This window comes from Sulfitobacter sp. PM12, from assembly GCF_045586035.1.
Lineage (GTDB): Bacteria > Pseudomonadota > Alphaproteobacteria > Rhodobacterales > Rhodobacteraceae > Sulfitobacter > Sulfitobacter pontiacus.
The window spans coordinates 1,937,498-1,951,416 of record NZ_CP151529.1; the positions used below are offsets into that span (position 1 = coordinate 1,937,498).

Annotated in this window: 15 protein-coding genes; 5 read left to right on the forward strand and 10 right to left on the reverse strand. The window is 59.3% G+C overall.

The features are described from left to right. Window positions 1-27: 27 nt before the first annotated feature. Complete coding sequence (locus tag AADW22_RS09510; RefSeq protein ID WP_407473588.1) at window positions 28-813, reverse strand: enoyl-CoA hydratase; 786 nt, start codon at window positions 811-813, stop codon at window positions 28-30. Between the two features lie 57 nt (window positions 814-870). Between AADW22_RS09510 and AADW22_RS09515 the strand changes: the two genes are divergently transcribed. Further along, window positions 871-1,290 (forward strand): PaaI family thioesterase, encoded by a 420-nt coding sequence (locus AADW22_RS09515; RefSeq protein WP_407473589.1) that lies wholly within the window; start codon window positions 871-873, stop codon window positions 1,288-1,290. Between the two features lie 87 nt (window positions 1,291-1,377). Here AADW22_RS09515 and AADW22_RS09520 read toward each other — a convergent pair whose 3' ends face one another. Then, the gene (locus AADW22_RS09520) at window positions 1,378-1,608 is read right to left on the reverse strand and encodes a DUF1127 domain-containing protein (protein WP_005853453.1); all 231 of its coding nucleotides are present in this window, start codon (window positions 1,606-1,608) and stop codon (window positions 1,378-1,380) included. Window positions 1,609-1,706: 98 nt separating this feature from the next. Here AADW22_RS09520 and AADW22_RS09525 point away from each other — a divergent pair, with 98 nt between their 5' ends. The 4 genes from AADW22_RS09525 to AADW22_RS09540 all read left to right on the forward strand — a co-directional run bounded on the left by AADW22_RS09525 (window position 1,707) and on the right by AADW22_RS09540 (window position 5,431). Further along, on the forward strand, window positions 1,707-3,137 hold the full coding sequence (locus AADW22_RS09525) for a PLP-dependent aminotransferase family protein (RefSeq protein ID WP_005853455.1): 1,431 nt from the start codon (window positions 1,707-1,709) through the stop codon (window positions 3,135-3,137). Between the two features lie 162 nt (window positions 3,138-3,299). After that, complete coding sequence (rplM, locus tag AADW22_RS09530; protein ID WP_005853457.1) at window positions 3,300-3,761, forward strand: 50S ribosomal protein L13; 462 nt, start codon at window positions 3,300-3,302, stop codon at window positions 3,759-3,761. A gap of 2 nt (window positions 3,762-3,763) precedes the next feature. Beyond that, window positions 3,764-4,264: a 30S ribosomal protein S9 gene (gene rpsI, locus AADW22_RS09535; protein WP_005853459.1), complete on the forward strand. Its 501-nt coding sequence runs from the start codon at window positions 3,764-3,766 to the stop codon at window positions 4,262-4,264. Window positions 4,265-4,441: 177 nt separating this feature from the next. After that, a complete protein-coding gene (locus AADW22_RS09540) occupies window positions 4,442-5,431 on the forward strand; it encodes an LLM class flavin-dependent oxidoreductase (RefSeq protein WP_009824573.1) in 990 nt (329 codons plus the stop codon). Here the strand turns inward: AADW22_RS09540 and AADW22_RS09545 are convergent. The 8 genes from AADW22_RS09545 to guaA form a co-directional block, all read right to left on the reverse strand. Then, a complete protein-coding gene (locus tag AADW22_RS09545; RefSeq protein ID WP_407473590.1) occupies window positions 5,428-6,045 on the reverse strand; it encodes a TetR/AcrR family transcriptional regulator in 618 nt (205 codons plus the stop codon). The genes AADW22_RS09540 and AADW22_RS09545 overlap by 4 nt on opposite strands. Next, window positions 6,038-6,907, reverse strand: a complete 870-nt coding sequence (gene ppk2, locus AADW22_RS09550; protein ID WP_289081120.1) for a polyphosphate kinase 2 — start codon at window positions 6,905-6,907, stop codon at window positions 6,038-6,040. Before ppk2 ends, AADW22_RS09545 begins: the two co-directional genes overlap by 8 nt. 52 nt (window positions 6,908-6,959) lie before the next feature. Continuing rightward, window positions 6,960-7,922 carry an alpha/beta fold hydrolase gene (locus tag AADW22_RS09555; RefSeq protein WP_407473591.1) on the reverse strand — a complete coding sequence of 321 codons (963 nt, stop codon included), beginning with the start codon at window positions 7,920-7,922 and terminating at the stop codon, window positions 6,960-6,962. A 1-nt stretch (window position 7,923) separates the two neighbouring features. Next, window positions 7,924-8,856, reverse strand: a complete 933-nt coding sequence (metA, locus tag AADW22_RS09560; RefSeq protein WP_005853468.1) for a homoserine O-succinyltransferase — start codon at window positions 8,854-8,856, stop codon at window positions 7,924-7,926. Window positions 8,857-8,939: 83 nt separating this feature from the next. Continuing rightward, complete coding sequence (locus tag AADW22_RS09565; RefSeq protein WP_407473592.1) at window positions 8,940-9,794, reverse strand: ATPase; 855 nt, start codon at window positions 9,792-9,794, stop codon at window positions 8,940-8,942. Window positions 9,795-9,955: 161 nt separating this feature from the next. Then, on the reverse strand, window positions 9,956-11,101 hold the full coding sequence (locus AADW22_RS09570; protein ID WP_288959698.1) for an OmpP1/FadL family transporter: 1,146 nt from the start codon (window positions 11,099-11,101) through the stop codon (window positions 9,956-9,958). Window positions 11,102-11,244: 143 nt separating this feature from the next. Then, window positions 11,245-12,108, reverse strand: coding sequence for a DMT family transporter (locus tag AADW22_RS09575; protein WP_407473593.1), 864 nt, complete (start codon window positions 12,106-12,108; stop codon window positions 11,245-11,247). A gap of 73 nt (window positions 12,109-12,181) precedes the next feature. Next, the gene (gene guaA, locus AADW22_RS09580; protein WP_005853474.1) at window positions 12,182-13,744 is read right to left on the reverse strand and encodes a glutamine-hydrolyzing GMP synthase; all 1,563 of its coding nucleotides are present in this window, start codon (window positions 13,742-13,744) and stop codon (window positions 12,182-12,184) included. Window positions 13,745-13,919: the final 175 nt, after the last annotated feature.

Sequence of the window (13,919 nt, forward strand, 5' to 3'; positions counted from 1 at the left end):
CACCATCGGAAACAGTCTGTTTCCGGCTTACTGATCCCACTCAGGGGTGCGTTTTTCTAGAAAGGCCGCGATACCCTCGGCTGTGTCGGGGTTGAGCATGTTTTCCACCATCACGTCGCCCGTGTAGACATAAGCTTGCGCGACCGGCATGGCGAGCTGCGCATAGAAGGCCTGTTTGCCGATCTTGACCGCTGTGCCCAGCTTGTCCGCGATCTGCTGCGCCAGCGCTGTCGTCTGCGTCGCAAGCTCGTCTGATGGGGCGATGCGGTTGATCAACCCCAGCTCGCGGGCGCGGGCTGCATCGATAAACTCGCCCGTGGTCAGCATCTCGAACGCCTGCTTGCGCGGGATATTGCGGCTGAGCGCGACCATCGGGGTCGAGCAGAACAGGCCGATATTCACCCCGTTCACGCCAAAGCGCGTATCCTCGGCCGCGACCGCAAGATCGCAGGTCGCGACCAGCTGACATCCCGCGGCCGTGGCGATGCCGTGGACTTGCGCGATCACGGGCTGGGGCATCGACCGGATGCGCGCCATCAGACGGGCGCAGCGTTCGAACAGGTCTTGGAAGCCGGCGACACCCCCATCCTTGGCGTCGCGCAACGCGGTCATCTGCTTCAGATCATGCCCGGCGCAGAACGCTTTACCCGCCCCTGCAAGGATGACGACCCGTATATCGGGACGATGCGCGATCTCGTCCAGACGCGCCTGCACCGCGGCCAGCATCTCGTCCGACAGCGCGTTCAACCGGTCCGGCGCGTTCATCGTCAACCGGACTACCGCACCGTCACATGCCATTTCGACCATTGTCATCTTGAACCCCTCCCGCTTTTCCCTGAGCCTAGCCGCGACATATGAGGGAGGACAAGTATGCCAATTATGATGGATGCCGATGCGCTCGCGGATTTTATGAAAGACGTGTTCAAGCAGGTCGCCGATGATTTCGCCATCGACCATGTCGGAGAGACGGATCTGACCACACGTTTGCTCACCGCGGACCGGCACCTGCGCCCCGGCGGCACCGTGTCCGGCCCGTCGATCTTCGCGCTGGCCGATGTCAGCGCCTATCTGATGACCTTGGCGCGAATCGGGCCCAAGGCGCTGGCCGTGACCACAAACTGTTCGATCGATTTCATGCGCAAGCCTGCGGCCAACACCGATCTGATCGCCAAGACGCGGTTGCTCAAGCTTGGCAAACTTCTGTCGATTTGTGATGTGCTGGTCTATTCCGAAGGGCTGGACGACCCTGTCGCGCGGGCATCGCTGACCTATGCCATTCCGCCACGCTGATTGTACCCCACACTGACGGGTACAATCGAAAAAAGGGCCGGTATTTACCGGCCCGAGTGAAGAGGTCTGGAGTGCGCCACAGGGACGTTACGCCTTCCAGAACACCCGAATAGACTCATCATGAGCCTGTCGCGGTGTGAGTCCCACGTCTGCCAACTGCCAAGGCTCAAGCTGCGCGAGCGCTTTGCGTGTCCGGCGACGCGATGCCATCTTCGTGACGCAGACCGCAAATTTGACCGCAAGAACAGCGGCAAACGGTGTGCTGCGCTGGTTCAGGATTGCCACAGTTTCGTGGTTGAGGGTCAGGGTCTGTGTCATGAGAATCTCCTATTTCTGAATTGTATTGACACAATGTTACGTTTTGCCGTAACAAAGGGGTACAAAATGCGATACATTTTGAAAAGGAAAACATTGTAATGGGTACAATTTGGCAACCTGATCAAATTGACGGGCCTGGCCCCAAATACAAAGCCGTTGTTACAATGATACGAAACGGTATCTCGAACGGCGCTTTATCGGCGGGGGAAAAACTGCCACCGGTGCGGGAACTGGCATGGAAGCTTGGCGTTACGCCGGGGACTGTGGCACGAGCCTATACGATGCTGACCGAAAGCGGGACGTTGCAGGCCGAGGTCGGGCGCGGCACCTTTGTCGCGCTGCCGCCCACGACCCCCGATCGTAACAGCCCGATCGAGATGGATGTGATCGCCCACCACGTGCATCAAGGGACAAAGAACTACCCCGCGGATACCTATGCCGTGAACATGTTCTCGCCGCACCTTCCATCGGCGGGGCAGGCGACGCTGATCCGCAATCTGATGGCCGAGGTCGCTCAGGATCCGGCGTCAGGTGTGATGCATTATCCCAGCCGCACCGGGGCGCGCCCCGCACGCGAAGCCGTGGTCAAATGGCTGGCCGGCACGCCGCTGGGATCCTTTACCGAAGCCGATGTGATCCTGTCTCACGGCGGGCAAAACGGTCTGTCCCTCGTGTTCCAATCCATCCTGCAAGGCCGACGCCCCGCCATCGCGATTGAAGAGCTGTCGTACCCCGGTTTCCGCCGCGCGGGCGAGCTGCTGCGCGCCGATGTCATTCCGGTGGCCATGGATAAAGACGGCGTGATCCCCGAAGCGCTGGACGAGGTGGCGCGGAACCATGATCTTCAGATTTTCTGCACCTCGCCCGAAGTCCATAATCCGACCGCCGGTTTCACACCTGTGGCGCGCCGCGAGGCGCTGGTCGAGGTGGCGCGGAAACATGATTTTCAAATTGTCGAGGACGATTGTTATCGCATGCGCGTAGAGCGTGCGCCGACCTACCGCATGCTTGCGCCCGAACGCGGCTGGTATGTCTCGTCGCTGGCCAAGACCCTGACCCCTGCGCTGCGCATCGGTTTCGCCATTGGCCCGCGCCAGCGCACACCCGATCTGCGTCGCGTGGCCGAATATAATTGCTTTGGCCTTGCGACCCCGCTGATCGACCTTTGTGCCAAGCTGCTGGTACATCCAGATATCGACGCCATCGCCGAGGGCACGCGTCAGGGCTTTAACGCCTATGTCCAAAGTGCGGTGAATATACTGGGCGGCTATGATGTGGCGTGGCGCACCAATGTACCGTTTTTATGGCTGAGCCTGCCAGTTGGCTGGCGTGCGGGTGCGTTCTGTCAGGCGGCTGAAGGGCAGGGCGTTCAAATCCGCTCGGCCGAGGAATTCGTCTGCCGCGATGCCCGCGCGCCCCATGCAGTGCGGCTTGCGATCAACGCAGGCGTGGCGCTGCACAGCTTTGAGGATGCGATCATGCGCCTGCGACATCTGCTGGACTCTCCGCCCGAGCAGTTGAGCGTATGATCTTTTTGGGGTATAATAATACCTAATTTGCAAGCTATTGTTTTTGTGTAAGAAAATAGGGAATGTGGCGCTTGACGTGGCGAAGGGCGTGTTTATAACCCAGCCATCAGATAGCGGGGTTCGGTTTCGGACCCTTTCACCAAAGTAACGGGAATTCCCTCCATGAAAACCTTTTCTGCAACACCGGCAGATATCGACAAGAAATGGATCATCGTCGACGCTGAAGGCGTCGTCCTTGGCCGTCTTGCGTCGATCATTGCCATGCGTCTGCGCGGCAAGCACAAGCCTTCCTACACACCTCACATGGATTGCGGCGACAACGTCATCGTGATCAATGCCGAGAAAATCCAGATGACCGGCAAGAAGCGTGAAGAAAACTTCTACTGGCACACCGGCCACCCCGGCGGGATCAAAGAGCGTACCAAAGCTCAGATCCTTGAAGGTGCGCACCCCGAGCGTGTTGTGACCCAAGCGGTCAAGCGCATGCTGCCCGGCAACCGCCTGAGCCGCCAGATCATGACCAACCTGCGCGTTTACGCCGGTTCCGAACACCCCCACGAGGCGCAAAGCCCCGAGGTTCTGGACGTGAAATCCATGAACTCTAAAAACACGCGGAGTGCATAAGCATGGCTGATGAAATCAAAACACTCGAAGGCCTCGAAGCGGCCGTAACCGAGAACATCGGTGGCGTTCAGGGGACAGAAGTTGAAATGACCCCACGCGAGCCCGTGCGTGACGCGCAAGGCCGCGCCTATGCAACCGGTAAGCGTAAAGATGCGGTTGCCCGCGTCTGGATCAAACCAGGTTCCGGTAAAGTCATCGTAAACGGCAAAGCGCAAAACGAATATTTTGCACGCCCCGTTCTGCAGATGATCCTGGCACAGCCATTCACCATCACAGGCACCGACGGTCAGTTCGACGTTGTTGCAACTGTGAAAGGTGGCGGTCTGTCCGGTCAGGCGGGCGCGGTGAAGCACGGTGTTTCCAAAGCACTGCAGCTCTACGATCCCTCCCTGCGCGGCGCGCTGAAAGCGGCAGGCTTCCTGACACGCGACAGCCGTGTTGTTGAGCGTAAGAAGTACGGTCGTGCGAAAGCGCGTAAGAGCTTCCAGTTCTCCAAGCGTTAAGCTTTACTTTACAATTTTTGGAAAAGGCCGCTCCTGCTGGGGCGGCCTTTTTCGTATGCGCCTGAGGCCAGCCGACCCTTCGGGGAGAGTTTATTTCGCAAAATGAAGCCGGCGGGGTGGTTTTGTTTTCCAGGCCGCGTGCTTAGGTAAAGGATGCGTTAAAAACGGAGCCGCCCCATGCGATATTCAGTCCTTGATCTTTCCCCCGTGCCCGAGGGGTCAGATGCCCGCCAAGCTATTGCGAATACGATTGATCTGGCAAAGCGGACCGAAGCGGCGGGATATTATCGCTACTGGATGGCAGAGCATCACAACATGCCGGGGATCGCCTCTGCCGCGACATCGGTGTTGATCGGCCATGTGGCGGATCACACCTCTCGCATCCGTGTGGGCGCGGGGGGCATCATGTTGCCGAACCACGCGCCGCTGGCGATTGCAGAGCAGTTTGGCACCCTTGCCACGATTCACGGAGACCGGATTGATCTGGGCCTTGGCCGCGCGCCCGGTGGGGATCAGGCCGTGTACCACGCCTTGCGGCGCGGGATGCAAGGGGGCGACCGTTTCCCCGAAGATGTGGCCGAGCTGATCGGCTATCTTGGTGAGGCCCCTGCGGGGGCGCGTGTGATGGCGCATCCGGGTCAGGGCACGCATGTGCCGGTGTGGATATTGGGCTCTTCGCTTTATGGCGCGCAGCTGGCGGCGCATTTCGGGCTGCCCTATGCCTTTGCCTCGCATTTCGCCCCCGATGCGTTGGAAGACGCCGTGGCGATTTACCGTCGCGATTTCAAACCCTCGGCGCAGTGGGAGAAACCGCATTTCATGTTGGCGGCGAATGTTTTCGCGGCGGATACCGATGAAGAGGGTGCCTACCTTCGGACCTCCATGCAGCAGGCTTTTGTGCGGTTGCGCACCGGCAAACCGGGCAAGCTGCCGCGTCCCGTGCGCGATATTGATGCCGAAGTTGGCGTGCAGATGCGTCAGGCCGTCGATCAGGCCCTGCGGGTGACTGCCGTGGGCAGCCCCGAGCGCGTCGCGCGGCAACTGTCGCAGATGATTGAGACATATCAACCGGATGAATTGATCCTGACAGGGCAGATCCACGACCATGCCGCGCGGGTCAAATCCTTCGAGATCGCGGCGCAGGCCTTGGCGGAGATCGCCGCCTAGTCGTCCGGTCCAACCAGCCCAAGGCCGCGCAGGTAGATGCCAATGCCGCTTTCCAGCAGATCATCTGCGGGAAAGGGCGAGGCCCTGCCGGGGGAATTCCGCGCGAAGAGTTCAACCACACCGTGGCTCAGCGCCCAGATATGGGCGGAGAACATCGAGGCGGGCGGGCGCTTTTCCAACGGGATATGCTGGCTGAGATCGCTTGCAGCCTGTTCCAGCACCCCATTGGCCCGCCCCGCAGCCGCGGCGAGATCGGGGGTGCGGTTGACAGAAATGCCGCTTTCGAACATCGCGATGTAATGACCCGGATAATCGCGGGCGAAGGCAAGGTAGGCACGGCCCGTCGCCTCGAACGCCTTGAGCGCGGAAGGCTGGCCGGATTGATACGCGGCTTCCATCAATTCGGCAAAGATATCATAGCCTTGCAATGCGCCTTCGGCGATCAGGTCTTCGCGGCCTTCGAAATGCCGATAGACGGCTGCGGGGGTGACACCCGCCTGTTTCGCCGCCTCTGATAGGGTGAACCCCGTGGGGCCGCGATCCTCGATCAGTTTGAGCGCGCCGTCGATCAACGCCTGTCGCAGGTTGCCGTGATGATAGCCGCGTTTAGGCATCCCAGATATCCGGCCCGCCGCAAATCTGGTCGTCAATCGCACCGATCGCCTTGGTGTCTTTGCCTGTATAGTCAAACGCGTGGAGCACGGTCCGGATAGCTGCCAGCCGCGCGCGGCGTTTATCGTCAGAGCGGATCACCGTCCACGGGGTCTGTGGCGTATGGGACCGCTGCAGGGTGTCCTTGATCGCGGCGCTATAGGCGTCCCATTTCGCCAGCCCTTTGACATCGATGATGCTGAGCTTCCATTGCTTCAGCGGGTCGCCTTCACGCGCGAGCATCCGTCGCAGCTGTTCACCGCGGCCTACGTTGAGCCAGAATTTGAACAGGTGCAGCCCGTCGTCCACCAGCATCTTTTCCAGCGGGACAACCTGATCGAAGAAAGCTTCACGCTCGGCCTCGGTGCAAAAGCCGAAAACCGGTTCAACGACGCCGCGATTGTACCAGCTGCGATCAAAGAACACCATGTCACCGGCGGTCGGCAAATGCTTGATATAGCGTTGAAAATACCACTGGCCTGCTTCGGTTTCTGTGGGCTTGGGCAGGGCCACCACATGGGCGGAACGCTGGTTCAGGTTCTGACGGAAGCGAGAGATGGTGCCGCCTTTGCCCGCAGCGTCGCGGCCTTCAAAGATCATCGCGATCCGCGTGCCGGTGTCGCGCGCCCATGCTTGCAGCTTGACCAGTTCGATCTGGAGCCGATCCATCTCGCGGTCATATTGCTTGCGCCCCAGACGTTCGGAATGGGGGTAGCTGTCGCTCAGGATATCGTCCTTGTCGGCGCGTTTGATCGCCTTGTTGATGGGCGCGGGCGCGTCGTTTTCGAAATAGGCGCTGATCGCACCGTCAAAGGGCAGGTCCATGGGGGCCTCCTCAAATATCCTGTTCACCCTAACTTATGGAGCGTTCTGCCCCCTAGCGCAAACCCGCACGTGTCGCTGCGCGGTCAATGGCGGCGATGACGTCGGGTTGGGTCACATGTTGTGGCATATGGCCGATCCCGGGTAGGGTGGTCAGCGCCGAGTCGGGCAGTTGCGGCGTTGCGATTGCCGCGTGGACGTCCAGCGGGACGATAGTGTCTGCGGTGCCGTGGATCAGCTCGACCGGCATGGTCAGCGTATCATATTTCGGGACCATCTTCTTGATCTCGGGCAGCAGCGTGTTCACCTGTTGCGCATTGGCGCGCATGGACATCCGGCGCAGGGACAGGCCGGTGCCGATGTGGTTACTATAGCCGTCAGGCGTGTGTTGCGGGGCAAAGATCGCGCCGACGCTGGCGCGCACAAATCCCTGCGGCACAAAGGCGGTGACCAGCGGGATCACAATACCCGACCCGAAGGCAGAACCGGTGAGCTTGTACTGCCAGCCAAGGTCACCTTCCCACGGCTCGGACACGGCGGACACCAACACCAGCGCCGCCGTGTCATCGGGCCGCGACAGCCCCCACGCCAGCGCCACCGCGCCGCCATAGCTGTGCCCCAGGACGATCGGATTGCTCACCCCAAGCCTGTCCGCTGCCTTTTGCAACAGCGCGGCCTGTTCATGGGGTGTGGCCGCAGTGGCATTCCATGCGCCCGCGTGTTGGGGCAGGTTGTCGGTCCAGCCGAGCCCCGGTCGGTCGAACAGGATAACGCGGTAGCGGTCGGCAAGCTGGTCCACCATGTCAAAGGTGAAATCCCGCATATTCCCTGAAGCCCCGTGGATCAGCACCAGATCAGGCCCGCTGCCCTGCACCTTGGCATGGACCTTCACGCCGTCGATATCGATCAGCTCGCCAATCGGCGGGTAGGCGGCGTTGGCCGAAGCCTCGCGGGTGCTGGCCCGCCAGTGCACCACGATCACCAAGCCCACGGCGACCAGCGTCAGGATCAACAGCATGCTACGTCCCAAAATTGCTGCGACCGATGTCGTTCAGATCGTAGTGGGTGGTCTGGTAGATCTCGTTGATCCAGTTGCCGTACAGAAGATGCGCATGGCTGCGCCAGCGGTTCAGCGGGACCTGTGCAGGGTCGTCATCGGGGTAATAGTTGCAGGGCACGTTGATCGGCGTGCCTTGGGCGACATCGCGGTCATATTCGTCCTTCAATGTGTCGCGGTCATATTCTAGGTGATTGAAGATATAGAGCGCCCGATGCCCTGCATCCTCGACCAGACAGGGGCCGACCTCCTTGCTGCCAAGCAGGGTGGTCAGGCTGGGCACGGCGTCGACCTCTGCCGCGCGCATTTCGGTCCAACGGCTGACCGGCACCACCAGATCATCCGAGAACCCGCGCAAATAGGGCGACGAGGGTTCGAGGTTGCTGTGGCGGAAGCAGCCGAAGGCCTTTTCCTCCAACAGATGCTTTTTGATACCGTGGAAGTAATTGATCATCGCCATGCCACCCCAGCACACGCCGAAGGTCGAATGGACATTGGTCTGGGTCCAGTCAAAGACGCGGGTAAGCTCTTCCCAATAGGTGACGTCGTCAAAGTCCAGATGCTCTATCGGGGCACCGGTGATGATCAGCCCATCGAATTTCTCGTGCGTGACTTCCTCGAACGGGCGGTAAAAGCTTTCAAGGTGATCTGCGGCCGTATTGCGCGACTGGTGGTCTGACATGCGGATCAGGCTGAATTCGATCTGCAAGGGCGTGGCCCCGATCAGCCGCGCGAACTGGTTTTCTGTCTGGATTTTTTTCGGCATCAGGTTCAGCAAGGCAATGCGCAACGGCCGGATATCCTGACGCGCCGCCATTTCCTCATCCAGCACCATGACACCTTCGCGCGTCAGCACGTCATAGGCAGGCAGGTCGGAAGGCAGTTTAATCGGCATGTCAGTATTCCACGTCTAGGGGCTCAGGTCTTGCATTATCTGCGCCGGATTTAGATAAGCGCCCGCGCAGAGGGCGCCAAGGGTCACGCGCTTAACGTCCCCGCGATCAGGTCGTTGAAATCATCCTCGGATTTGAGCCCGGCCACCTGATCTGCTGTCACGGTCACGCCCCATCGCGACATCGCCTCGTAGCGCGGCTGTCGGTGGGCAAGCGCTTGGGCGTAGGTCCAGCGGATAAAGGCATCCGGATCGACATCATCCTCTTGGCAGTTGTTTTTGCTCAGATATTCTTGCCACACCCGCAGCAGGAACTCGGGCTGGTAGGCCATCGGCTTGGGGGCTTTGTCAAAGCGGCGGATCAGCTCTTGGGTGTGGGCATCGTCGCCCTTGATCCAGACCGGCAGACATTCCGCCGACAGGGTTTGCATCAGCGGATCATTGTCGTCATCGGGGTCCACCCATTCACAGATCGAGCCGCCGGTGTCACAGATGAAATGCGGGTACCCATAAAGCGCCTGCGCACGGCGGGCAAAATGGCCGGTGTCGCGCAGTGCCGCGATCTCTGCCTGTTTGAACGCTTCCTGTCGGGACGCATATTCCGCCATCGGCAAGCCCCCCTTGGCCGCATCGCCGGGCTTGCCCAGCCAGGTCGCCACGGGCGAAAGATTATCAAAGGTGATGTTTGACCCGATGTAGATGCTGTCGCTCAGCAGAAGATCCCGCAGGAACGGCACCTTCATCGCTTCGGCCTTGGCGTTGTCGGCGATGGTTTCACCCAAGTATCGCGTGCCGATCCGGTAGTCGATGGAGTAGTGGAACCACCCCCCCGATTGCCGCAGCAGATGCGCCATATGCGTTTTTCCCAGACCCGACATGCCAAAGACCAGCACATGTTTATGCGGCGCGGCACGCCACGCATCGGCAGAGGGGTAAAGCATGGGTCGTCATCCTTGGAACGTCTTGTTTCGCAATGAGTAGCCTAGCCTGTGCCCAGACACCAGACGCGAGACATCGGCTGCGAGACGTCAGACATCGCGCGCCCATGAAAAAGCCCGCCACATTGCTGGGGCGGGCTGATAGAGCGTTGCTGTGATAGGGCTTAGAAGGTGAAGCCGACTTTCACACCGATCGCAACGGCGTCGTTGTCTTCGAATGTCGCTGCGGGCGATGCAAGTCCTGCCTCGGTTTCTGCATCACCGATGTTGATGTAGCGAATACCGGTTGTGATTTTCACATTGTCACGGGAGTATGTCGCGGCAAGCGCCAAGCTTTTGTTGCCATCTGTAGGACCTAGGTTGCTAGAAAAACCACCTTCGGACTTCTCGTAGCCTATGGATGCTGCCACAGACCAAGTATCATTCAAACGTCGTCCAACACCCAAGCTATAGCTATATACATCGTCGTCATAGCTAAGCAGCTTGCCGCCGCGTGTAAGCGTAGCATATTGCTGCGGTGCGATTTCGAACGACGACCAGTCAGTCCAGCGAACACCACCGAACAGTAGAGTATCGGCAGCAATACCCGTCTGGAATTCGAGGTTTAGCGACTGGGGTGTATCCACCTCTGTAGTCGATTTCACACCCATACCAAGGGCTGAGTTTTCCGTTGTATCAACGTCGTAACTAATCTTCGAATTATATGTAAGGGATACCCGCATAGCGATTTCTGGCTTTTCGTAAGCCACACCGGCGACATACCCAACCCCGGTTTCCTGATCGCCTTTTACGGAATACGGAGCACCGGGATTTGTGATAAATGGGTTGTTTGGGTTCGGTGCCGCAGTAACGAAAGGAATAAGCGCCGAAGCTTCAATTCGTTGAACACGGATACCACCATGAACGCTAAAGTTGTTTGGCATTTTGTAGCGAAGTAGAGCCGTCAGGGCATCGCTATCGAAGGTGGCAGTAGATCCGGCGGCAAAGTAACCTGTGCCGGTGTCATAGGCCACGTCTGCTCCAAACGGCTGATCATAGATGATGGCATAAGAAAGCTGATCATTGATGTCCGCTTTATAAGCTGCGCCGAAAGTAAAGAAATTGTCTGTCATATTCCCGGATTTGACACCCGGAGTTGCTTGAACCCCCACCCCCGATGTATTCGGCGACACCGACCCAAGGCTGAACTCAGCATAACGGCCGCTTTCAAACAGGGCCGTGATCGACTGACCCGACCGGTCGATCCCCCCCGCGTGCACCGTCGATGCGCTGCCCAACAGGGCCGCCATTGCGATTACTCGATACGTCATCTTTAAATACTCCTCCCCAGAAGCGATGCAGCCACAACACGCAGCCACAGTTTATACAGCAACTGAAGAGCAGGGTGCGTCAATCTGTCAATTCTTGACCAAGGGGAAGTCTGCGCCCCTATGCCAGAACTGTTGCAGTTTCGTTACGAAACGCGGCGGGATTCGATCCAGAGGTTAATGTAATTGCCGGCAAAGATAATCGCGCCGCCGATGAAAACCCAGATATCCAGAGCCTCGGCATAGACCAGCATTCCGATGACGGCGATCAGGGGCAGGCGAACAAAGTCGATCGGAACGACCACTGTCGCAGGCGCAATGGACAAGGCGTTGGTCAGACAGAAATGCGCCATAAGCCCTGCGACACCGATCAGCAACAACAGCGGCATTTGTGCCATCTCGGGCACCGCGATATCCCCGTCGTAACCGGCCATGATCACGCCAAAAACCAGTTGCGTCGCGGTCAGGTAAAACAGGATGCAGGTGATCGTCTGGCTGCGCGTCAGCCGCTTGGTCAGCATGATCGTCAGTGCAAAGAAAATCGCCGAGGACGCCGCCGTGATCACGCCGGCATTCAGCCCGGCAATCGTCGGACGGGCAACACAAAGGATGCCGATAAATCCAAGAACCGCCGCCAATGCCCGCACCTTGGTAAGCCGTTCGCCCAAAATCAGCGGCGACAAGACAATCACCCAAAGCGGAGAAGTGAACTCAAGCGCAAAGACCTGCGCGAGCGGGATCACGGTAACCGCGTAGAACCACAGGTTCTGTCCGGTGAAATGCGCCAGATTGCGCCCGATCTGCGTGCCGAAGTCGCGCCGGTTGATCTGCCCCCAGGTCCCGTAAACGGTCGCGAGCGTAAACACAGCGATCACGCCCACCAGCGACCGGTACATCATGATCTCGAACGTATCGAGGCTGCCGCCAAGCTCGCGCCCGGCGACGGCCATCGCAGAGAAAGACGTGATCGACCCCATCATCCACAAAGCCGCCCTTAGCGTCGGGGTCATGGTCTCTCTTCCAAATGGAAAAAAATCCCCGCCGGAGGCACCTTTGTCATGCGGCCGATCACAGCCATTCAGATCATTCCCATTCAATCGTGCCGGGAGGTTTCGACGTGATGTCGTAGGTCACCCGGTTGATGCCCGGAATCTCGTTGATGATCCGCGTTGCGGTCTCGCCCAGGAATTCATGGGTGAACGGATAGTAATCCGCCGTCATCCCATCGACCGAGGTGACGGCCCGCAGGGCACAGGCGAAATCATAGGTCCGCCCGTCGCCCATCACACCCACGGTGCGGACAGGCAGGATCGCCACAAAGGCTTGCCAGATTTCATCGTAAAGCCCGTGTTTACGGATTTGGTCGATATAGACCGCGTCCGCCTCGCGCAGGATGTCGAGCTTTTCGCGGGTGATCTCACCGGGGCAGCGGATCGCAAGGCCCGGACCGGGGAAGGGGTGGCGGCCGATAAACGACGGCGGCAAACCCAGCTCGCGGCCAAGCTCGCGCACCTCGTCCTTGAAAAGTTCGCGCAGCGGCTCGACCAGCTTGAGACCCATCTTTTCGGGCAAGCCGCCCACGTTATGATGCGATTTGATTGTCACCGACGGGCCGCCGGAAAAGGACACGGATTCAATGACATCGGGGTATAGTGTGCCCTGTGCGAGGAAGGTGGCATCGCCGACTTCCTTGGCGTGCTTCTGGAACACGTCGATGAACAGTTTGCCGATGATCTTGCGCTTGGTTTCGGGGTCGGACACGCCATCCAGCTCGCCCAGGAACAGTTCCTGTTCGTCTGCGTGGATCAGCGGCATGTTGTAGTTGTCACGGAACATGGTGACGACCTCTTCGGCCTCGCCCTTGCGCAGCAGACCGTGGTCGACAAAGACGCAAGTGAGCTGGTCCCCAATCGCTTCGTGGATCAGCACGGCCGCGACCGAGGAATCGACCCCGCCGGACAAACCACAGATAACCTTTTGATCACCGACCTGTTCACGGATCGCGGCGATGGCCTCGTCGCGGTAGGCGCTCATTGTCCAGTCGCCCTTGAAACCCGCGAGACGCACAAAGTTTTCATACAGGCGCGCGCCATTGGGGGTGTGGTGCACTTCGGGGTGGAACTGCACGGCATAGAAGTTGCGCGACACATCGCCGGTGACCGCGAAAGGCGCGTGAGGCGAGGTGCCGTAGACTTCGAAACCGGGCGCGATGGCGCTGACGTGATCGCCGTGGCTCATCCAGACTTGCTCTTTCTCGGTGAGGAACCAGCCTTCCAACAGCTCAAGACGGGCCTCGGAAGGGGTCACATAGGCGCGCCCGAATTCAGCGGTTCCGTGACCGCGTTCAACCTTGCCGCCCAAGCAATGCATCATGACCTGTTGGCCGTAGCAGATGCCAAGGATCGGTACGCCAAGCTCGAACACCGATTGCGGTGGCATGGGCGCACCTTCGGCGAAGACCGAGGACGGCCCCCCCGACAGGATCACCGCCTTGGGCGCAAAATCCTTGAGAAAGGCATCATCCACCGTGTTGAACGGGTGGATTTCGCAAAACACATTAAGTTCACGCAAACGGCGGGCGATCAGCTGGGTGACCTGGCTGCCGAAGTCGATGATGAGAAGGCGGTCATGGGAGATATCTGTCATGCAGACTGATTATGGGCGGATGGCCTGCGTGGCAAGAGTGGAGTGGGGGCCAGCCCCCAGACCCCCGGAGTTTATTTTGGCAAAATGAAGGGGTCGGCGGATCATGATGTCGGTTTTTGACCTCTAAGGCCGTAAACCGCGTAAAGCCCGCTGCGTGAATGGGGTAGCTAGGCGT

Excerpts from the sequence above, each read along its gene's own strand:
- AADW22_RS09525 (WP_005853455.1), top strand. The coding sequence starts at position 1,707 with ATGGGTACAATTTGGCAACCTGATCAAATTGACGGGCCTGGCCCCAAA.
- AADW22_RS09520 (WP_005853453.1), bottom strand. The coding sequence starts at position 1,608 with ATGACACAGACCCTGACCCTCAACCACGAAACTGTGGCAATCCTGAAC.
- AADW22_RS09545 (WP_407473590.1), bottom strand. The coding sequence starts at position 6,045 with ATGCCTAAACGCGGCTATCATCACGGCAACCTGCGACAGGCGTTGATC.
- guaA (WP_005853474.1), bottom strand. The coding sequence starts at position 13,744 with ATGACAGATATCTCCCATGACCGCCTTCTCATCATCGACTTCGGCAGC.
- AADW22_RS09565 (WP_407473592.1), bottom strand. The coding sequence starts at position 9,794 with ATGCTTTACCCCTCTGCCGATGCGTGGCGTGCCGCGCCGCATAAACAT.
- AADW22_RS09515 (WP_407473589.1), top strand. The coding sequence starts at position 871 with ATGCCAATTATGATGGATGCCGATGCGCTCGCGGATTTTATGAAAGAC.
- AADW22_RS09555 (WP_407473591.1), bottom strand. The coding sequence starts at position 7,922 with ATGCTGTTGATCCTGACGCTGGTCGCCGTGGGCTTGGTGATCGTGGTG.
- metA (WP_005853468.1), bottom strand. The coding sequence starts at position 8,856 with ATGCCGATTAAACTGCCTTCCGACCTGCCTGCCTATGACGTGCTGACG.
- AADW22_RS09575 (WP_407473593.1), bottom strand. The coding sequence starts at position 12,108 with ATGACCCCGACGCTAAGGGCGGCTTTGTGGATGATGGGGTCGATCACG.
- AADW22_RS09540 (WP_009824573.1), top strand. The coding sequence starts at position 4,442 with ATGCGATATTCAGTCCTTGATCTTTCCCCCGTGCCCGAGGGGTCAGAT.
- ppk2 (WP_289081120.1), bottom strand. The coding sequence starts at position 6,907 with ATGGACCTGCCCTTTGACGGTGCGATCAGCGCCTATTTCGAAAACGAC.
- AADW22_RS09570 (WP_288959698.1), bottom strand. The coding sequence starts at position 11,101 with ATGACGTATCGAGTAATCGCAATGGCGGCCCTGTTGGGCAGCGCATCG.
- AADW22_RS09510 (WP_407473588.1), bottom strand. The coding sequence starts at position 813 with ATGACAATGGTCGAAATGGCATGTGACGGTGCGGTAGTCCGGTTGACG.
- rpsI (WP_005853459.1), top strand. The coding sequence starts at position 3,764 with ATGGCTGATGAAATCAAAACACTCGAAGGCCTCGAAGCGGCCGTAACC.
- rplM (WP_005853457.1), top strand. The coding sequence starts at position 3,300 with ATGAAAACCTTTTCTGCAACACCGGCAGATATCGACAAGAAATGGATC.